Annotated in this window: 20 protein-coding genes; 13 read left to right on the top strand and 7 right to left on the bottom strand. The window is 69.8% G+C overall.

Going from position 1 to position 18643, the window contains the following annotated elements; genetic code table 11:
- Window positions 1–4: 4 nt before the first annotated feature.
- The 3 genes from AC1RVW_RS10125 to AC1RVW_RS10115 form a co-directional block, all read right to left on the bottom strand.
- Window positions 5–1591, bottom strand: a complete 1587-nt coding sequence (locus tag AC1RVW_RS10125; protein ID WP_205367682.1) for an alpha/beta hydrolase family protein — start codon at window positions 1589–1591, stop codon at window positions 5–7.
- Between the two features lie 170 nt (window positions 1592–1761).
- A complete protein-coding gene (gene dacB / locus AC1RVW_RS10120) occupies window positions 1762–3186 on the bottom strand; it encodes a D-alanyl-D-alanine carboxypeptidase/D-alanyl-D-alanine endopeptidase (protein WP_081268812.1) in 1425 nt (474 codons plus the stop codon).
- Between the two features lie 7 nt (window positions 3187–3193).
- Window positions 3194–3781, bottom strand: coding sequence for a GDP-mannose pyrophosphatase (locus tag AC1RVW_RS10115; RefSeq protein ID WP_493199632.1), 588 nt, complete (start codon window positions 3779–3781; stop codon window positions 3194–3196).
- 80 nt (window positions 3782–3861) lie between these two features.
- On the opposite strand from AC1RVW_RS10115, the gene AC1RVW_RS10110 reads away from it, so the two are divergent.
- From AC1RVW_RS10110 to pyrF, 5 genes are all read left to right on the top strand, one after another.
- A complete protein-coding gene (locus tag AC1RVW_RS10110) occupies window positions 3862–4626 on the top strand; it encodes a DeoR/GlpR family DNA-binding transcription regulator (RefSeq protein ID WP_409194474.1) in 765 nt (254 codons plus the stop codon).
- 114 nt (window positions 4627–4740) lie between these two features.
- On the top strand, window positions 4741–5469 hold the full coding sequence (tsaB, locus tag AC1RVW_RS10105; protein ID WP_106936463.1) for a tRNA (adenosine(37)-N6)-threonylcarbamoyltransferase complex dimerization subunit type 1 TsaB: 729 nt from the start codon (window positions 4741–4743) through the stop codon (window positions 5467–5469).
- Window positions 5466–6008, top strand: coding sequence for a ribosomal protein S18-alanine N-acetyltransferase (gene rimI / locus AC1RVW_RS10100; RefSeq protein WP_493199629.1), 543 nt, complete (start codon window positions 5466–5468; stop codon window positions 6006–6008). Before tsaB ends, rimI begins: the two co-directional genes overlap by 4 nt.
- The gene (locus AC1RVW_RS10095) at window positions 6005–6844 is read left to right on the top strand and encodes a uracil-DNA glycosylase family protein (protein WP_493199627.1); all 840 of its coding nucleotides are present in this window, start codon (window positions 6005–6007) and stop codon (window positions 6842–6844) included. Before rimI ends, AC1RVW_RS10095 begins: the two co-directional genes overlap by 4 nt.
- Before the next feature lie 11 nt (window positions 6845–6855).
- Window positions 6856–7680, top strand: coding sequence for an orotidine-5'-phosphate decarboxylase (pyrF, locus tag AC1RVW_RS10090; RefSeq protein WP_454905587.1), 825 nt, complete (start codon window positions 6856–6858; stop codon window positions 7678–7680).
- A 6-nt stretch (window positions 7681–7686) separates the two neighbouring features.
- Here the strand turns inward: pyrF and AC1RVW_RS10085 are convergent, their stop codons facing one another.
- Window positions 7687–8421: a helix-turn-helix domain-containing protein gene (locus AC1RVW_RS10085; RefSeq protein ID WP_081267402.1), complete on the bottom strand. Its 735-nt coding sequence runs from the start codon at window positions 8419–8421 to the stop codon at window positions 7687–7689.
- A 144-nt stretch (window positions 8422–8565) separates the two neighbouring features.
- On the opposite strand from AC1RVW_RS10085, the gene AC1RVW_RS10080 reads away from it, so the two are divergent.
- The 7 genes from AC1RVW_RS10080 to AC1RVW_RS10050 all read left to right on the top strand — a co-directional run bounded on the left by AC1RVW_RS10080 (window position 8566) and on the right by AC1RVW_RS10050 (window position 14889).
- Window positions 8566–9420 (top strand): hypothetical protein, encoded by an 855-nt coding sequence (locus AC1RVW_RS10080; RefSeq protein ID WP_081267403.1) that lies wholly within the window; start codon window positions 8566–8568, stop codon window positions 9418–9420.
- A 13-nt stretch (window positions 9421–9433) separates the two neighbouring features.
- Window positions 9434–11395: an MFS transporter gene (locus AC1RVW_RS10075; RefSeq protein ID WP_493199625.1), complete on the top strand. Its 1962-nt coding sequence runs from the start codon at window positions 9434–9436 to the stop codon at window positions 11393–11395.
- Between the two features lie 116 nt (window positions 11396–11511).
- Entirely contained in the window at window positions 11512–12021 is a 510-nt protein-coding gene (locus AC1RVW_RS10070) for a YiaA/YiaB family inner membrane protein (protein WP_285413989.1), read from the top strand.
- A 27-nt stretch (window positions 12022–12048) separates the two neighbouring features.
- Window positions 12049–12528, top strand: a complete 480-nt coding sequence (locus AC1RVW_RS10065; RefSeq protein WP_493199623.1) for a hypothetical protein — start codon at window positions 12049–12051, stop codon at window positions 12526–12528.
- A gap of 56 nt (window positions 12529–12584) precedes the next feature.
- Complete coding sequence (locus tag AC1RVW_RS10060; protein ID WP_493199683.1) at window positions 12585–13328, top strand: DUF2145 domain-containing protein; 744 nt, start codon at window positions 12585–12587, stop codon at window positions 13326–13328.
- Between the two features lie 19 nt (window positions 13329–13347).
- Entirely contained in the window at window positions 13348–14433 is a 1086-nt protein-coding gene (locus tag AC1RVW_RS10055; RefSeq protein WP_493199621.1) for a serine endopeptidase, read from the top strand.
- Between the two features lie 60 nt (window positions 14434–14493).
- On the top strand, window positions 14494–14889 hold the full coding sequence (locus AC1RVW_RS10050; RefSeq protein WP_081267408.1) for a DUF3597 domain-containing protein: 396 nt from the start codon (window positions 14494–14496) through the stop codon (window positions 14887–14889).
- Window positions 14890–15015: 126 nt separating this feature from the next.
- Here the strand turns inward: AC1RVW_RS10050 and AC1RVW_RS10045 are convergent, their stop codons facing one another.
- Window positions 15016–15798 (bottom strand): SDR family NAD(P)-dependent oxidoreductase, encoded by a 783-nt coding sequence (locus AC1RVW_RS10045; RefSeq protein WP_493199619.1) that lies wholly within the window; start codon window positions 15796–15798, stop codon window positions 15016–15018.
- A 113-nt stretch (window positions 15799–15911) separates the two neighbouring features.
- Here AC1RVW_RS10045 and AC1RVW_RS10040 point away from each other — a divergent pair, with 113 nt between their 5' ends.
- Entirely contained in the window at window positions 15912–16289 is a 378-nt protein-coding gene (locus AC1RVW_RS10040; RefSeq protein WP_493199618.1) for a hypothetical protein, read from the top strand.
- 13 nt (window positions 16290–16302) lie between these two features.
- Here the strand turns inward: AC1RVW_RS10040 and tgt are convergent, their stop codons facing one another.
- Both tgt and queA read right to left on the bottom strand, forming a co-directional pair.
- The gene (gene tgt / locus AC1RVW_RS10035; RefSeq protein WP_081267535.1) at window positions 16303–17475 is read right to left on the bottom strand and encodes a tRNA guanosine(34) transglycosylase Tgt; all 1173 of its coding nucleotides are present in this window, start codon (window positions 17473–17475) and stop codon (window positions 16303–16305) included.
- A 10-nt stretch (window positions 17476–17485) separates the two neighbouring features.
- The gene (queA, locus tag AC1RVW_RS10030; protein ID WP_493199616.1) at window positions 17486–18529 is read right to left on the bottom strand and encodes a tRNA preQ1(34) S-adenosylmethionine ribosyltransferase-isomerase QueA; all 1044 of its coding nucleotides are present in this window, start codon (window positions 18527–18529) and stop codon (window positions 17486–17488) included.
- Window positions 18530–18643: the final 114 nt, after the last annotated feature.

Genomic DNA, 18643 nt, shown 5'->3' with positions numbered 1-18643 from the left:
CCGGTCAGCCTCCGGCGGCGAGCACGCCCTGGAAGAAGCCTCGGGCCGACGCCAGGCAGAACGGCGGCGCCAGCGTGCCGTGGTACGCCTGGGTGACGGCCGTGGCCTTGTCGGTCGCGCTGCCCGGCGTGTTCTGCGCCAGCAGGCTCTTGGCCTGTGCGAAGCCGGCGCGGGCGGCTGAATAAGCGTCGTTGGCGCCCGAATCCTCCAGGTCGACCACCGTCAGCGCAGCAGCGGGCATGCCCTTGGCGCGGAAGTAGCCCGCGGTGGCGCGCGTGCTGGCGAAGTTCACCGTCGGGTCGTTGGCGCCGCCGCACATCAGCACCGGCTTGGCCGGCACCCAGTTGCGCAGGTCGTTCGCCACCGCCGCCCTGCGAAAGCCCGTGGTCGGCTTGCAGTCCAGCGGCGTGGCCGTGCCCACCGAGGCCGCCGTGGTCGGCAGCGCGTTGCCGGCGCAGGGATTCGACTGGATGTCGCTCGCCGCCTGCGTCAGGTAGCTCTGGCGGATCAGGTTGTTGGCGCCGTAGAAGACCGACAGCTGCGGATTCAGCGGACCCGGCACCGCGTCGGCCGGGAACAGCGCCAGCTGCGGCAGCTTGCCGGTCTGGAACAGCGTGGCGATGGGCGTGTTGCTCGGCAGCAGGGTGTCGATGCCGCTGGCGTACTGGTTCTCGTAGACGTCGGTGGTGGCGTTGTAGACGTTGCCGAACTGCTGCTGCCAGCTGGTCGACAGCAGCGGCACGAACAGCGTGGCGCCCAGCGCCGGCCAGCCTTGGAAGGTGTAGTCGGTCAGCAGGCTGATGGCCGAGGGCGCCGACAGCGGCGCCGCCGCCGTCACCGTCTTGCCGGTGGCCTGCATCTCGCGGTGCGCCGCCATCGCGACGTAGCCACCCTGCGAATAGCCGGTGATGAACAGCGACCCCGCATCCGTGGCGCCGATGTCGCCGAAGGTCTTGCGCGCCGCCGTGAGCGCATCGACCATGTCCTTGCCCTGCTGGTCGCCGTTGAGATACGGGTGGTAGGGCAGGGTCGACTTGTCGTAGCCGGCGTAGTTGGGCGCCACCACGATGTAGCCCTGCGCCGCGAACATGGCCGCGACCAGCAGGCCCTCGCCGGCGGCCGGCTGGGTGGTGTCGGTCCATTTCGCCAGGTTGTAGTTGCGTGCCGGCGTGGTGCCGTGCGCATACAGCACCACCGGCCGCGCGCCGCTGCAGGCCGCGTCGCTGCCCGTGGGCACCATGATGGCGGCGGTGGCGTTGGTGGCTTCGTTCTTGCCGCCGATGGTGCGGTACTCGAGGTAGCGCAGGTCGATGCCGCATTTGGGCGCGCCGGCCACCTGCAGCAGCGCCTTGCCCTGGTCGCTGGCCTGCAGGCTGGCATTGAACTGGGAGGCGGTGAGGTTGGCCGTCTGCGCGGGCGGCCCCGAGACAACCGAGCCGCGCCCGGTGTCGCCGCCGCCACCGCCGCCGATCGGCAGCCCGCCGAAGCCGATGCCTCCGCCGCCTCCACCACCACCGCCGCAGGCGGTCAACAGCAACGCGACGCCCGCCAGCGCGAACGCGGATGCGGGAATGTGCAACGGTCTTTTCATCGGGAATGTCTCCTGCGTGAATGTTTGTTGTCGTGCCGGAAGGCCGAAACGAACGGTCGTTCGCATGACCCGCAGCGATTTTGCGCAGGGGCCGGGCTGCGCGCAAGCGGCGCACCCCGGTAGATTTTTTCAGTACACCGCTGTAGCAGCCCGGCCGCTGGGGCCGCAGGTCAGTCCTGCGAGGCCCAGTCGACCAGCGCGTCGAACGCGGCGCGCGCGGCCGCCGCGTTCTCGGCATTGGCGATGGCCACCAGCACGTAGCGCCGGCCGCTCGCGCCGTCCACGAAGCCGGCCACGCCCGAGGCGTCGCGCAGCGTGCCGGTCTTCAGGTGGGCCGAGCCGCCCGAGCGCAGCGTGCGCTTCTTCAGCGTGCCGTCCACGCCCATGGCCGGCAGCGAGGAGACCAGCTCCGGCATCACCGGCGAGCGCCACGCCACCTGCAGCATCTTGCCGAGCGCGGCGGCGCTGATGCGCTCGTCGCGCGACAGGCCCGAGCCGTTCTCGAACACCGGCTGCGCCTCGCCCGTGCCGATGCGGTCGCGCCACCACTGGCCCAGCGCGGTGCGCGAGGCCTCGAAGGTGCCGCGGTTCTTCTGCGTGAGCCCGATCGTGAGGAACAGCTGCTGCGCCATCACGTTGTTGCTGTACTTGTTGATGTCGCGCACCACCTCGGCCAGCGGCGGCGACTCGAACTCGAAGGCCGGCTTCAGCCCCGCCGGCACGCGCCCCTCGCGCATCTGCCCGCCCACGCGCCCGCCCATCTCGGCCCACATGCCGCCGATGGCGCGCAGGCTGTAGGTGCGCGGGTCGGCGTACGCCACGGCCCAGCTCTTCTCGCCGCAGCCGGCGGGAAAGCCGCCGTTGAAGCGGATGCGGTTCACGTCGGTGAAGTCGGCGCGCAGCGCGGTGCGCCAGTCGCCGCATTCGCCGGGCACCAGCGGCACCGTGGCCGGCATGGCCACGCTGGCCAGCGGGGGCTCGTAGTTCACGCGGGCGAACTGCCCCGCGCGGTCGGGCGCGAAGCTCATGTTGACCGACTTGAAGTTGACCAGCAGCGCGTCCGGAGAGGCGTTGTACGGGCGCAGCGGCTCGCCGTCGAAGGCGGCCGGGTCGCCCTCGACCGTGTTCTCGAAGGCGCTGCGGTCGATGACGATGTCGCCGCTCACCGTGGTGATGCCCAGCCCCTGCACGTGGCGCAGCAGCAGCCACATGCGCTCGAGCACCAGCTTCGGGTCGCCCTGGCCCTTGATATAGAGGTTGCCGTTGAGCACGCCGTTGCTCACCGTGCCGTCGGTGTAGACCGGGGTGGTCCAGTTGTAGGCCGGCCCGAGCAGGTCGAGCGCGGCGTAGGTCGTCACCAGCTTCATGATCGACGCCGGGTTCACCGGCACCTGCGTGCGCCAGGCCAGGCGCGGCGGGCGGGAGCCGTCGGCGTCGGCCACCAGCATCGTCACCGCGTCGCGCGGCACCTTGGCGCGGGCGAGGGCGGCGTCGACCTGGGTCGGGAAGGCTTGCTGGGCGAGGGCGGCGCCGGCCGGGGCCAGCATCGCGACGAGGGTCAGTGCGCGAGCGGCGCGGCGGGAGGCAAGAGGCATGCGCCCATTATCCCGGCGCGAAAAGATGCAGCTTCGCGTGGTACAGCAGCATCACGGTCTTGGCGTCGGCGATGCGACCGTCGGCCACCATGGCCAACGCCTGGTCGATGTCCAGCTCCAGCACCTCGATGTCCTCGCCTTCCTCGGCCAGCCCGCCGCCCGCGCCGACGCGCATCGAGGCCTCGTAGGGCGCGACGAAGAAGTGCAGCTTCTCGGTCACCGAGCCGGGGCTCATGAAGCTCTCGAAGATCTTGCGCACCTCGCCGAGCCGGTAACCGAGTTCTTCCTCGACCTCGGCGCGGATGCGCTCTTCGGGCGCCGCGTCGTCGAGCAGGCCGGCGGCCGCCTCGATCAGCAGGTCGTCATGGCCGTTGACGAAGGCCGGGTAGCGGAACTGCCGCACCAGCAGCACCGTGCGCCGCGCGAGGTTGTACGGCAGCAGCGTGGCGCCGTTGCCGCGATCGTAGGTCTCGCGGTGCATGCGCTGCCACCGGCCGTCGTTGCGCTGCCAGTCGAAGGCGGTGGTGCGCAGCGTGTACCAGTTGTCGGAAAGCAGGGTGACTTCGTGCACCCGGACGCGGTCTTGGAGTGTCATGGGCGGCGAGCATATGTGCATCTTCGTGCAATAACAAGAAAATTCATGCAGAAAGCGTGCAAGCCCGATACCATCGCCCGATGCTCACCAGCCAGCGCAAGCAACACATCCTTTCGGTCCTGCGGCGCGACGGCAACGTCGTCGCCAAGGCGCTCAGCGAAGAACTCGGCCTGTCGGAAGACACGCTGCGCCGCGACCTGCGCGAGATGGCCGCCGAGGGCCTGCTGCAGCGCGTGCACGGCGGTGCCTTGCCGCTGGCGCCGGCCGAGGCCGATTTCGCGGGTCGCCAGCAGCTGGCCTCCGGCGAGAAGGTCGCCATCGGCCGCGCCGCCGCGCGGCTGGTGAAGCCGGGGCAGGTGGTGTTCATCGACGGCGGCACCACCGCCGTGCAGCTCGCGCGCCACCTGCCGCTCACGCTGCAGGCCACGGTGGTCACGCACAGCCCGTCGGTGGCGGTCGAGCTGGTGTCGCATGCCGGCATCGAGGTTGTGCTGATCGGCGGGCGCCTCTTCAAGCACTCGGTGGTGGCCGTGGGCTCGGCGGCGATGGCGGCCATTTCTCGCATCCACGCCGACACGTATTTCATGGGCGTCACCGGCGTGCACGCCGAGGCCGGCCTGACCACCGGCGACCTCGAGGAAGCCGAGATCAAGCGCGCCCTGATGGCCGCGTCGGCCGAGACGGTGGTGCTGGCCTCGTCCGAGAAGCTGGGCGCGGCCTCGGCCTGGGTGGTCAACCCGGTCGCCTCGGCCGCCACGCTGCTGGTGTCGCCGGATGCGCCCGCCAAGGCGCTGGCGCCGTTGCGCAAGGCCGGGCTGGCCGTGCTGCTGAGCGAAAAGGCCTGATATCGCAGGGCGGCGACCGGGATTGGCCGCCCCTCGATAATCGGGGCATGCCTCTTTCGCCCCGTTTCCTTCTCCGCCCGCCCGCCGCGGGCGCGGCCCCGGGGTGTCCCGCCAATGCCTAGATTGCTGGCCTTCGACACGAGCACCGAGCACCTGTCGGTCGCGGTGCTGCACGGCGAGCGGCTGCTGGCCCACAACGGCGTGGGCGGCGCGCAGGCCTCGACCACGCTGCTGCCGCTGATCCAGCAACTGCTGGGCGAGGCCGGGCTGGCGCTGGCCGACCTGGATGCCATCGTCTTCGGCCGCGGCCCCGGCTCGTTCACCGGCTTGCGCACCGCCTGCTCGGTGGCGCAGGGGCTGGCCTTCGGTGCCGGCGTGCCGCTGCTGCCGGTCGACACCCTGCTGGCCGTGGCCGAGGAAGCGCGCCATGCCTTCGGCGCGCGGCAGGTGGTGGCGGTGCTCGACGCCCGCATGGACCAGGTCTACGCCGCACGCTACGACTTCGCCGCCGGCCCCCTGGGTGGCCTGGCCGGCGAGGACGAGCTCCTGCTGCTGTCGCCCGAGGCCCTCGAAGTGCCCGCTGGCCATGCGCTGGCCGGCAACGCCTTCGCCGCCTACGGCCCGCGCCTTGCGCCGGCCGCCGCCCGCCACGAGGCCCTGCCGAGCGCCACCGCCATGCTGCGGCTCGCGCCCGCGCTGCTCGCGGCCGGCCGCACCGTGCCCGCGGCACAGGCCTGGCCGCTCTATGTTCGCGATAAAGTGGCGCAGACCACCGAAGAACGCGCCGCCATCAAGGCGGCCGCGGCATCGGCGGCAGCAGCAGCCCCTTCCAGCCACGCATGAGCGCCGTCCTCCAGCCCGTCGAAGCCCGCCTCGAACCGCTCACCATCGAGCGGATCGACGCTGTCTGCGCGGTGGAGCAGACGGCCTACAGCCACCCCTGGACGCGCGCCAACTTCACCGACTCCATGGCCGTGGGCTACCACTGCCAGTGCCTGCTGGCGCCCGGCGTGGCGCAAGGAGTCGCCTCGCCCGTCACCAGCCTGGGCGAAACGCTCATCGGCTATTTCGTGGCCATGAAGGGCGTCGACGAGGTGCACCTGCTGAACATCACCGTGGCCCCGGCCTTCCAGCGCCAGGGCTGGGCGCCGCTCATGCTGGAGGCGCTGGGCGGCTGGTCGCGCGGCCAGGGCGCGCAGTGGCTGTGGCTCGAAGTGCGCCAGAGCAACCAGCGCGCGCTCGACATCTACGTGCGGCAGGGTTTCCGCAGCGTGGGCGTGCGCAAGGGCTACTACCCGGCCCATGACGGCAAGCGCGAGGACGCCGTCGTCATGAGCCTGCGATTGAACGAAACAGGCACCGCCTGGGGAGCCTTGCGATGAGCGCGGTGCAGACATTGAAGCTCGACGCGCGCCAGCGCGCGATGCTCGACGAAATGGGCGTGAAGGTCTGGTGGCCCGTGCCCCAGGTGGCGGAAGCCGAGCCCGAACCGGTACCGGTGCAAACCGCGCCCGAAGCCGGACCGCCCGACGACGAGGAATACATCCCGAGCGCCGAGGAGCGCATGGAGGCGGAAATGCCCGTCTCCGCGCCGCGCCCGCCGCGCGCGCCGGCCGCTCGCCCAGTGGCGGCACCCTCGCCGGCTGCGCGCCCCGCCCCCGCCGCCCCGGCGTCGATGGGCGCCGCGGTGCTGCTCGAGGCGCCCTGCCGCCTCTATGCCGATGCCGGCACGCCACACGACATGGCCGCGACGCAAGGCGGCTGGCTGGTCGTCGCCGACATGCCGCCCGAGGCCGACGGCCGCCACGGCGAGCCCTTCGCGGGCGACGCCGGCCGCCTGCTCGACAACATGCTGCGCGCCCTGAAGCTGCACGACGGCAAGACGCCTGTGCACCTCATGCGCACCCACCGCGGCGTGGCCGCCGGCCAGCCCGGCAGTCCGCGCCCCATGGCCGAGGCCTTCGGCGAGCACGCCGCCGCGCTCGCGCCCCGCGTCGTGCTGGCGATGGGGCCGCTGGCCGCGCAGACCCTGATGCAGAGCGGCGACCCGCTGGGCAAGCTGCGCGGCCGCGCGGTGCCGCTGGCGACGAACGGGGAGCCGGGCGCGGCGGTCGTCGTGGCCACCTATCACCCGGCCTACCTGCTGCGCAACCCGGCCGACAAGGCCCGCGCCTGGGCCGACCTCTGCCTGGCGGCCGAGCAGCACACGCCCGCCTAAAATCCCGGCCCATGACTTTCCTCGACAAGCTGGCCGCCGCACAGCAAAAAAACGGTTCGTTGCTCTGCGTGGGGCTCGATCCCGAGCCGGCCAAATTCCCGGGGCAATTCAAGGGCGACGCCAGCCGCATCTTCGATTTCTGCGCGCGCATCGTCGACGCGACGGCCGACCTGGTCATCGCCTTCAAACCGCAGATCGCCTATTTCGCGGCCCACCGCGCCGAAGCGCAGCTCGAGCAGCTCATGGAGCACATGCGCCGCAACGCGCCCGACGTGCCCGTGATCCTGGACGCCAAGCGCGGCGACATCGGCTCCACCGCCGAGCAGTACGCGCTGGAAGCCTTCGAGCGCTACGGCGCCGACGCGGTCACGCTGTCGCCCTTCATGGGCTTCGATTCGGTGGCGCCCTACCTCAAGCACGAGGGCAAGGGCGCCTTCCTGCTGTGCCGCACCAGCAACCCCGGCGGCTCCGACCTGCAGGGCCAGCGCCTGGCCGACGTCGAGGGCCAGCCTTTCCTGTACGAGCACGTCGCCAGGCTGGCGCAGGGCCCGTGGAACCTCAACGGCCAGCTCGGGCTGGTGGTGGGCGCGACCTACCCGGCGGAAATCGAGCGCGTGCGCGAACTCGCGCCGACCGTGCCGCTGCTGATTCCGGGCGTCGGCGCCCAGGGCGGCGACGCCGTCGCCACCGTGCGCGCCGGCTGGCGTGCCGATGCGCCGATCATCGTGAACTCGTCGCGGGCCATCTGCTACGCCTCGTCGGGCGAAGACTTCGCCGAAGCTGCGAAGAACGCCGCGCGCACCACGCGCGACGCGCTGGAAGCCGCCAAGCCCTGAGCCCCGTCAGTTCCGGCGCAGGCGGGTGAAGAGCTCGAACTCCCAGTTGCGCATGCCCAGCAGCAGGGTGTAGCCCTCGCGGTCCTTGGCCGACAGCTTCTGGTCGGTCTGGTGCTGCTGCGCGAAGTCCTGCGCCACGCGCTGCAGGCGCTCCAGGAAGGCCGGCGCCAGCGAGCGGCTGATGGAGCCGTGCACCAGCAGCAGCCCCTCGGCCGGGCCGTCGAAGCCGCCGCGGTAGTAGTCGAGCACCACGTTCTCGCGAAAGAACTCCATCACCGGGCCGTGCGGGCGCCAGCGGAAGGTCTTGGCCAGCTTCAGGCGATACCGGTTCAGCGGCCGCAGCTCGATGATGCCGATGCGGTCCAGCTGCGCCAGGCAGCCGATGCACTCGGCCTCGCTGATGCGGTAGGCCGCCACGATCTGCTCCAGCGTCCACTGGCTCAGCACGCTGATGGCCACCAGCAGCAGCTTCTTGTCCTTGACCACGGCCTTTTCCTGCTCGTGCGTCAACTCCTTCAGCAGCGGCTGGGCGTCGGCCACGCGGCGGGCGAGTTCGGCGAAATCGATCTTCAGCGCGCGGCAGATGGCGTCGACGCGCGACAGCGGCATGTCGCTCTTGGCCAGCATCCGCTTGACGCTGGATTCGGCCATGTCGAGCGACCGCGCCAAGTCGGCGTAGGTCATGCGCGCACTTTTGAGTTCGTTCTTGAGGGCTTGGACGAGGTCGACGGTGGTGCTCATCGTTCGAGCGTACACGGGCACAGGCAAGTATCAATTGGAGATACCGCTGGGTGTGAATTAGTACCTCGTATCGATTCTCGATGCCCGTGGAGGGGGCCGGCCCCTAAATTCCGCGGCACGTACCGACCACCACCGAGAAACGCCATGCCTCTGCCCTCTCTCAGCCGCCGCGAACGCGGGTTGCTTTTCACCCTGGTCCTGCTCACGGCGATCGCCGTCTTCGGCCCGGCGCTGCCGGCGGCCGACGTCGCCATCGCCACCGTGTTCGCCGACGACCGCGCCTGGCACGGCCTGCCGAACGCCATGGACGTGCTGAGCAACATCCCTTTCGTGGTGATCGGCCTGTGGGGCCTGTACCGGCTCAACCGCATCGACCGCTCGCACCAGGAAGCGCTGTCGCGGTTCCCGCTGGCCCCGCCCGCCAGCGACCCGCCGGACAACACGCTCGACTGCGCCTGGCTCTTCTTCGCGGGCCTGATCGCCACCGCCGCGGGCTCCGCCTTCTTCCACCTCGTGCCCGACGCCCCGCGCCTCGCGGCCGACCGCGCCGGCATGGCGGTGGCGTTCGCGGGGCTGATCGGCGTGGCGGTCTGCGAGCGGGTGAGCCAGCGCGCCGGCTGGCCCGCCGCGTGGTTCGTGCTCACGGCCGGCCTGCTCTCGGCGGAGGTGTTCCAGGAGACCGGCAACGTCATGCCCTGGGCGCTGGTGCAGTTCGGCGGCATGGCGCTGGTGCTGACGCTGGCGCTGTCCACCCCGATGCGCAATTCGGTCGGCCTCAAGCTGGGCTGGGTGATCTTCTTCTACGTGGTGGCCAAGGCCTTCGAGATGGCCGACCACTCGATCTACGAGTTCACGCAGCACGCGGTTTCGGGCCACACGCTCAAGCACCTGACGGCGTCGCTCGCGGGACTGCCGGTGGTGCTGGCGCTGCGCAAACTCGAGATGCGCTGGCAAGCCGCGCTGCGGCACAATCCGGGCGCAGCCGCCGTAGCGGCCTGAGGAAATCCTTCGCATGACCACCCCCGCCGCTGCTGCAGCCCCCGCGACGTCCGCGCCCCACGAGGCCAACGCGCACGCCAACCAGTTCGCCCTTCTCGGGCAGCGGCGCTTCGCGCCTTTCTTCTGGACCCAGTTCGCGGGCGCCGCGAACGACAACCTCTTCAAGTTCGCCTTCACCGTCATGGTGACCTACCAGCTCCAGCTCAGCTGGATGCCGCCGGCCATGGCGGGCCTGGTGATCGGCGCGCTGTTCATCCTGCCGTTCCTGCTGTTCTCGGCCACCTCGGGCCAGCTGACCGACAAGTTCGACAAGACGAAGATGATCCGCTTCGTCAAGAACCTCGAGATCGCGATCATGCTGATCGCCGCCTGGGGCTTCGTCACGGCCAACGCCGTGGTGCTGCTGGGCTGCGTGTTCCTCATGGGGCTTCACTCCACGCTGTTCGGGCCGGTCAAGTTCGCCTACCTGCCGCAGGTGCTGGACCCGCGCGAGCTCACGGGCGGCAACGGCATGGTCGAGATGGGCACCTTCGTCGCCATCCTGCTGGGGCAGGTGGCGGGCGGGCTGCTGGTGGCGGTGCCGCAGATCGGCCACCTCACGGTGGCCGTGGCCTGCGTGCTGCTCGCGCTGGTGGGGCGCGGCGTGGCGCAGGCCATTCCGCGCACGCCGGCCACCGACCCCGGGCTGGTCATCAACTGGAACCCGGTCAGCGAGACCTGGCGCAACCTCAAGCTTGCGCGCGAGAACATCGTGGTGTTCCGCTCGCTGCTGGGCATTTCGTGGATGTGGTTCTTCGGCGCGGTGTTCCTGAGCCAGTTCCCGAGCTTTGCCAAGGAAGTGCTGCACGGCGACGAGCAGGTGGCCTCGCTGCTGCTGGTGGTGTTCTCGGTGGGCATCGGCGTGGGCTCGCTGCTGTGCGAGACGCTGAGCCGCCGGCAGGTGGAGATCGGCCTGGTGCCGCTGGGCGCCATCGGCATGAGCGTGTTCGCGATCGACCTGTACTTCGCCTCGCGCGGGCTGCCCAAGGTGGCCGAAATGGGCATCGGCAGCTTCGTGCGCCAGGGCGCCCACTGGCGCGTGATGGCCGACCTGGCGCTGCTGTCGCTGTTCGCGGGCCTGTACAGCGTGCCGATGTACGCGCTGATCCAGCTGCGCAGCCAGCCCACGCACCGCGCGCGCATCATCGCGGCCAACAACATCCTCAACGCGCTGTTCATGATCGGCAGCTCGGTCATCGCCGGCGCGCTGCTGGGCGCGGGCTTCACCATTCCGCAGATCTTCCTGTTCACCGGCATCGCCAACGCGGTGGTGGCGTTCTACATCTTCATGCTGGTGCCCGAGTACATGCTGCGCTTCGTGGCCTGGGTGCTGTCGCGCTTCGTCTACCGCTTCGACATCAAGGGCGACGAGCACATTCCCACCGAGGGCGCGGCCGTGCTGGTGTGCAACCACGTGAGCTTCATCGACGCGGTGCTGCTGATGGCGGCGAGCCCGCGGCCCATCCGCTTCATCATGGACCACCGCATCTTCAAGGTGCCGGTGCTGGGGTGGCTGTTCAAGCTGGCCAAGGCGATTCCCATCGCGCCGCAGAAGGAAGACCCGGCCGCCTACGAAGCCGCCTTCGCCAGCGCGCTGGGCGTGCTGCGCGAAGGCGACCTGCTCGCCATCTTCCCCGAGGGCGCGATCACGCGTGACGGCACCTTGCAGCCCTTCAAGGGCGGCGTGATGAAGATCGTCGACAGCGCGCGCGCCGAAGGCATCGAGCCGCCGGTGATCCCGATGGCGCTGACCAACCTCTGGGGCTCGTACTTCAGCCGCATCGAGCTGCGCGGCGGCGAGCGCGTGGCCATGGCCAAGCCCTTCCGCCGCGGTTTCTTCAGCCGCGTGGGCCTGAACGTGGGCGCGGCCGTGCCGTCGTCCGAGATTCAGCCCGAGTCGCTGCGCCAGCGCGTGGGCGGCCTGCTCGGCGCCTAAAAGTACCTCCCCGAGATACCGGCGGCGTTGCAAACCGCCACCGGTGCAAGCATTCAAGCCCCGCGGTGCGGGAGCGAACCATCATTCGCTCACCTTCACTACGCCGCGAGGCACACATGCAACCCCTTTCATCCTCGACCGTTTCCATCCAGCGCGACACGCGGGCCTGGCAGTTCCAGACCTGGGCCTCGTTCGCGATCGCCGTCTTCCTGTGCGCCACCGGCCTGAGCTGGCTGCCGGGGCAGGCGCTGGACCGGGCGTTCATGGTGATGGGCTACGTGTTCTGCCTGAGCACCGCCTTCATGCTGGCCAAGTTCATCCGCGACGGCGAGCAGGCCGCCGCCGGCCTCTCGGCAGGCCGCGACGTGCCCATGTGGCGCCTGGTCGTCTGGGGCAGCTTCTTCACCGCGATGGCCCTGACCGGCTGGGGCCTCGTGCGCATGGAGATCAACGACGCCTACAAGGCCTTCCTGGGCGTGAGCTGGCTGTTCCTCATCAGCTCGGCCTTCACGCTGGCCAAGACGCTGCGTGACCGCCACGAAGCCGACATGGCCGAAGCCCGCCTGCAAGGCCGCCGGCTGGCACGCGCCGAAGCCGCCGCGTCTGCTTCCTCCACCGCCGAATAACCCGTGCCAGACCAATGAAAGACCATCATGAAGAAGTCGATTGCCGCCGTCCTCGTCGCCGCGTGCACCGCCTTCGCCGGCGTATCGGTCCCCTTGCATGCACAGGCGCAGAGCGACGCCTCCACGGCCATCTCGCTGATGCCGGTGGCCTCCGTCCTCGTCACGGCGTCGGCCGTGGGTGCTTCGGCGGACGCCGCAGGTGGGATGGCCAAGGCATCGGTGGCGCTGCCCGCTGCGTTGTCGGTGGCCGGCTCCGTGCTCACGGTGGTGGCTGTCGAAGCCTCGGCCGACGGCACGGTCTATGTGCTGGAGCGTGCTTCGGACGGCGCGCGCGCCAGCATCAGGGTGGCCGGGCGCGCCGCCAACGGCATGTCGGCTGCCGTGGGCACCGGCGTCACCGTCAGCGTGATCGGCTCGGGCGTGGTGCTGTCGGCCGCCGGCGAGGTGCTGGCCTTCGTGCCCAACGCCATCGGCCGTGCGCTGCTCTACAACGAGAGGCTCTCGTGAAGCGCGCGCTGCTGGCTTGCACCGCGCTCGGGCTTGCGCTTGCAGCGGCATTGCCGATGCAGGCCAGGGCCGGCCGTTCGTGCGAGCAGGCCAAGCCGACGCCCGCCGTGATCGTCAAGGGCATGGAGCTGGCCGAGCGCACCTCGCAGGCGCTCGACGCCAGCGGCGCGCGCGTGGTGTTCCTGGCGCGCGCCGGGCAGGACCTGGGCAAGTACGGCCTGCGCTACTCGCATCTGGGCATCGCCTACAAGACCGATGCCGGTCGGTGGCGCGTGGTGCACAAGCTCAACCAGTGCGGCACGGCGGTGGCGGCGGTGTACCGCCAGGGGCTCGGCGAGTTCTTCCTCGACGACCTGTGGCGCTACGAGGCGGCCTGGGTCGTGCCCACGCCGGCCGTGCAGGCGCAGCTGATGGCCGCGCTGGACGAGCCGCCCGCGCGCATCGTGCGGATGAACGTGGCGCCCTACAGCATCGTGAGCTACGCCTGGGGCCGGAAGTACCAGCAATCGAACCAGTGGGCCGTCGAGACGCTGGCCGCCGCGATGGAGCCCGCCACCATCGGCAACCGCGCGCAGGCGCAGGCCTGGATGCAGTTCAAGGGCTACGAGCCCACCACGCTGAAGCTCGGGCCGCTCACGCGGCTGGGCGGGCGCGTGAGCTCGGCCAACGTGGCCTTCGACGACCACCCGAACGACAAGCGCTTCAGCGACCGCATCGAGACGGTGACCGTCGACTCCGTGTTCGCCTGGCTGCCGCGTGCCGGGCTGGGCGCCGCGCCGGTGACGCTGAGGCTTCAATGACCAGGAGCGGGACAACGACATGAGCAAATCCCTTCGCCTTTCCGAAAAATGGTTCCGCCGCGGCCTCTGGCTGGTGGCCTTCGTGTTCGCCAGCTTCCTCATCGGGCTGGGCAGCACCATCGTGAGCGACCTGCCGCAGGTCGAGCGCGTGCGCGGCATCGACGACTTCATCGACCTGCGCGCCGCGCAGCCGCTTCGCGCGACCATCGCGGCCTCTGAAGCCACCGAGCTGCAGGCCGCGCGCGACCTCGACCAGATACGCCTGCAGCTGCAGGCCGCGCAGCAGGCCAACGCCAATGCGCGCGAGACCTTCGGCAACTGGCTCGCCACGCGCCGTGCCACCGCGCAGCCCGACCAGGACCCCGAGCTCATCGCGCGCACCAAGGCGCTCGACGCCTTCAAGCAGAAAGAAGAACAGGTGCAGCGCCAGGTCAGCGCGCAGCAGCAGATCACGCTCGACGCGCGCCAGGCCGAGCAGCGCGCGCGCACCGCGCTCGCCGAGCTGGAGCGCGACGCGCAGGTGAAGCTGGAGGCCGAATACCGCCGCATCGAGCTGCGCGTGTTCCTGTACCGGCTGGCGCTCACGCTGCCGCTGCTGGTGGTGGCCGGCTGGCTGTTCGCGAAGAAGCGCAGGAGCACGTACTGGCCCTTCGTGTGGGGCTTCATCTTCTTCGCGCTGTTCGCGTTCTTCGTCGAGCTGGTGCCCTACCTGCCGAGCTACGGCGGCTATGTGCGCTACCTGGTGGGCATCGTGCTCACGGTGCTGGTGGGGCGCTATGCCATCGTCGCGCTCAACCGCTACCTGGCGCGCCAGAAACTCGCCGAGCAGCAGCCCGACCAGGTGCGGCGCGAAGAGCTCAGCTACGACACCGCGCTGACCCGCCTGGGCAAGGGCGTGTGCCCCGGCTGCGAGCGGCCGGTGGACCTGAAGAACGACGCGATCGACTTCTGCCCGCACTGCGGCATCGGCCTGTTCGACCACTGCGGCGTGTGCGAGACGCGCAAGAGCGCGTTCTCCAGGTTCTGCCACGCCTGCGGCACCCCGGCCGCGGCGCAGTCTGCGGATTCGGTCACGCCCCCGCGCGCCAATCGACACACCATGTAGCCGGCGCGCCGCGAGGCCGTGCTACAACGATGGATTCCCAACCCCAGACGGAGCTAAAGCATGAGCATTTTCGGCAGCATCCTTTCCAAGATCTTCCCGGGCGCCAAGGCAGCCGAGGCCCCGGCCCCAGCCCCGGCGCCCACCGCCGCGGCACCGGCCGATGCACCCGCACCCGCAGTGGCCGCGCCCCCGCCCGCCATTCCGCTGGGCGACGTGGCCGCCGTGCTCGACGGCATGCCGGGCGCGAAGAACCTCAACTGGCGCACCTCCATCGTCGACCTCATGAAGCTGCTGGGCCTGGACAGCAGCCTCGAGGCACGCAAGCAACTGGCCGCGGAACTGAGCTACGGCCAGGACACCAGCGACAGCGCCAAGATGAACATCTGGCTGCACCGCCAGGTCATGACCAAGCTGGCCGCCAACGGCGGCACGGTTCCGGCAGAGTTGCGGGACTGAGCTGGACAGTCGCTCGGAAGTTTTCGAGAACACCGAGGAACCGGCTCTGCCGGGCCTCAGGTGTTGCCCCCGGTAGGGGGTTGGCGAAGCGACACGAAGTGCGCGTAGCCTGGGGGCGAGACCATTTCAGGTCCAGCCGGCGTCCACCACGTAATCTTGCGCGGTGCACATGCGCGAATCGTCGGCCGCCAGGAACAGCGCCATCGCCGCGATGTCCTCGGCCATCACGCGGCCCGGCAGGCACTGCGCCGCATCGATCTCCGCGCCCGATTCGGGCTTGACCCACAGCTTGATCTGCCGCTCGGTCATCACCCAGCCCGGCACGATCGAATTGACGCGGATGTTCTGCTTGCCCAGGTCGCGCGCCAGCGAACGCGTGAGGCCGCGCGCCGCCGCCTTGCAGGCCTGGTACACCGGATAGCCCTTGCCCTTGATCATCCAGCTGATGGAGCCGAAGTTGATGATCGAGCCGCCGCCCAGCGCGCGCATGTCGTCGGCCACCGCCTGCGCGGCGAAGAACTGGTGCTTGAAGTTGACGGCCACGAGGCGGTCGAAGTCGTCACTGGTCACGTCGGCCATCTCGTGGCGGCGGTCGTTGGCGGCGTTGTTCAGCAGCACCGAAACCGGCCCGAAGCGCTGGCGCACCGCGTCGATGGCGGCGGCGAGCGCGGCCGTATCGGTCACGTCGCAGGGCAAGAACAGCGCCGGATGCTCGCCCTGCAGTTGCGCCGCGAGCGCGCTGCCGGCAGCGGTGTCGAGGTCGCAGAAGCCGACCTTCGCGCCCTGCGCATGAAAGGCCCGCACCAGCGATTCGCCGATGCCGCTGGCGCCGCCGGAGATGAACACGGTGCGCCCGGCCAGCGAGGGGTAGCGGGCGGTGTAGGGCGAAAGTTGTGATGCGTCGGTCATGTGAATGCGGCAACAGCGATGGGGACGGACGGCAAGCGTAGCGGATAGCGGCCGGCCGGTGTATGGCTTCCGGCAAATGGGCGGCGCATCCGGGCGTGGCTACGCTCGCTCTCATGAACACGAAGACGCTGCCCCGCCGCCGTACCCTCATCGCGTTCGCGATGCTCGTTCCCGCCGCGCTGGCGGTGCGCTCCGTGCGCGCCCAGGCGGGTGCGGGCGGTGTACAGCTCTTCAAGGTGGTCTCGCCGCGCGACGAGATTGTCGTGGGCGCAGATGCCGCGCTGCTCGGCACCGGCTCCGGTCCCGCCGTCGAGAGGCTGGCCGCCCAGCTCGCGGCCAAGGGCCAGCTCACGCTGTGGCAGTACGCCTCCCACAAGGACGCGAGCGGTGCGCTGGTGCAGGCGCCGCTCAGGCAGATCGTCGTCTTCAGGAACGAGGCCTTGCGCATCGAGCCCTACGCCACGCCGCTGCCCATACAGCCGCTGAAGTAGCGGCCGCTATTCTTCAGACGCCTCTTGCGCGCTCCGACTTAAAGCGCGCGCGAAACTCCGTGAACGTGCCCGCGTCCAGCGACTCGCGGATCTCGCTCATCAGGTTCAGGTAGTAGTGCAGGTTGTGGATGGTCGTGAGCATCGGCCCGAGCATCTCGCCGCAGCGGTCGAGGTGATGCAGGTAGGCGCGGCTGAAGCCTTCGCGCCCGCCGTCGTTCCAGCTCACGCCCGAAGTGCCCGCGCAGGCGTGGCAGGTGCAGCTGGGGTCGATGGGCTGCGGGTCGCTCTTGTGGCGCGCGTTGCGCATCTTCAGGTCGCCGAAGCGCGTGAAGAGCGTGCCGTTGCGCGCATTGCGCGTGGGCATCACGCAGTCGAACATGTCGACGCCGTCGGCCACGCCCTGCACCAGGTCTTCCGGCGTGCCCACGCCCATCAGGTAGCGCGGCTTGTTCGCGGGCAGCCGGTGCGGCGTGTGGCCCATGATGTGCAGCATTTCTTCCTTGGGCTCGCCCACGCTCACGCCGCCGATGGCGTAGCCGGGGAAGTCCATGTCCACCAGCGCGGCCAGCGACTCTTCGCGCAGGTTCTCGAACATGCCACCCTGCACGATGCCGAAGAGCGCGTTCGGGTTCTCCAGCCGGTTGAACTCCGCCTGGCAGCGCTTGGCCCAGCGCAGGCTCAGTTCCATCGAGATGCGCGCCTCGGCCTCGGTCGTGATGTGGCCCTTGGTGTCGTAGGGCGTGCACTCGTCGAACTGCATCACGATGTCGCTGTTGAGGATGGTCTGGATCTGCATCGAGACCTCGGGCGTGAGGAACAGCTTGTCGCCGTTGACGGGCGACGCGAACTTCACGCCCTCTTCGCTGATCTTGCGCATCGCGCCCAGCGACCACACCTGGAAGCCGCCCGAGTCGGTGAGGATGGGCTTGTTCCACTTCTCGAAGCCGTGCAGCCCGCCGAAGCTCGCCATCACGTCGAGGCCGGGGCGCATCCACAGGTGGAAGGTGTTGCCCAGGATGATCTGCGCGCCCATTTCCTCCAGGCTGCGCGGCATCACGCCCTTGACCGTGCCGTAGGTGCCCACCGGCATGAAGATCGGCGTCTGAACTTTGCCGTGGTTGAGCGTGAGCGTGGCGCGGCGCGCGTGGCTGTCAGGGTCGGTCTTGAGGAGTTCGAAATTCAGCATGGTGGTCGTCTCAATCTTGTTGCCGCTCCAGCAGCATGGCGTCGCCATAGCTGAAGAAGCGGTAGCGCTCGGCAATGGCGTGGGCATACAACCCCATCACCCGCTCGTAGCCCGCGAAGGCCGAGACCAGCATCATCAGCGTGCTCTTGGGCAGATGGAAGTTGGTCACCAGCAGATCGACATGCGCGAAGGCGAAGCCCGGGGTGATGAAGATGCGCGTGTCGCCCGATGCCTCGCCGCTCTTGGCCCACGACTCGAGCGTGCGCACGGTGGTCGTGCCCACGGCCACGATGCGTCCGCTGCGCGCCTTGCATTCGGCAATGGCGCGCTGCGTGGCCTCGGGCACCTCGTAGCGTTCGGCGTGCATGGTGTGCTCGGCGATGTTCTCGGTCTTCACTGGCTGGAAGGTGCCGGCGCCCACGTGCAGGGTGACGTTGGCGCGCTGCACGCCGCGCGATTCGAGCTCGGCCAGCAGGCCTTCGTCGAAATGCAGCGCGGCGGTGGGTGCCGCCACCGCGCCGGGCACGCGCGCGAACACGGTCTGGTAGCGGCTCTCGTCCTCGGCCAAATCGGTGTGCGTGATGTAGGGCGGCAGCGGCACGTGGCCGCAGCGCTCCATGAGCATGTAGGGGTTCTCGCCGGTGTCGCTCTCGAAGGCGAAGCGGAACAGCGCGCCGTCTTCGTCGGGCCAGCGGCCCAGCAGGGTGGCGCGGAAGCCGCCGACCATGTCGAGCGTGGTGCCCACCGGCGGCTTCTTGCTGACCTTCATGTGCGCGACCACCTCGTGGCCCTGCAGCACGCGCTCGACCAGCAGTTCGAGCTTGCCGCCGGTCGGCTTCTCGCCGAACAGGCGCGCCTTGACCACGCGCGTGTCGTTGAAGACCAGCAGGTCGCCCGCGCGCAGCAGCGAGGGCAGGTTCCTGAAGATGCGGTCGACCGGCGCGGGCCCCGTGCCGTCGAGCAGGCGGGAGGAGGTGCGTTCGGTGGCCGGGTGTTGCGCCACCAGCTCGGGTGGCAGTGCGAAATCGAAATCGGAAAGCGTGAAGGCGCGCATGTTGCTTGAGGGCCGGACAGGCCCGTGCCAAGGAGGCATGGGAAAAGAAAAGAGAAAGCCGGGAGGCGGGCGGAATTGTCCCATGCCCGGAAAACGGGGCGTCGAGGCGGGGCT

Source organism: Variovorax sp. MPBD4-3, from assembly GCF_058809745.1.
This window is presented reverse-complemented; position numbering and strand designations above follow the sequence as displayed.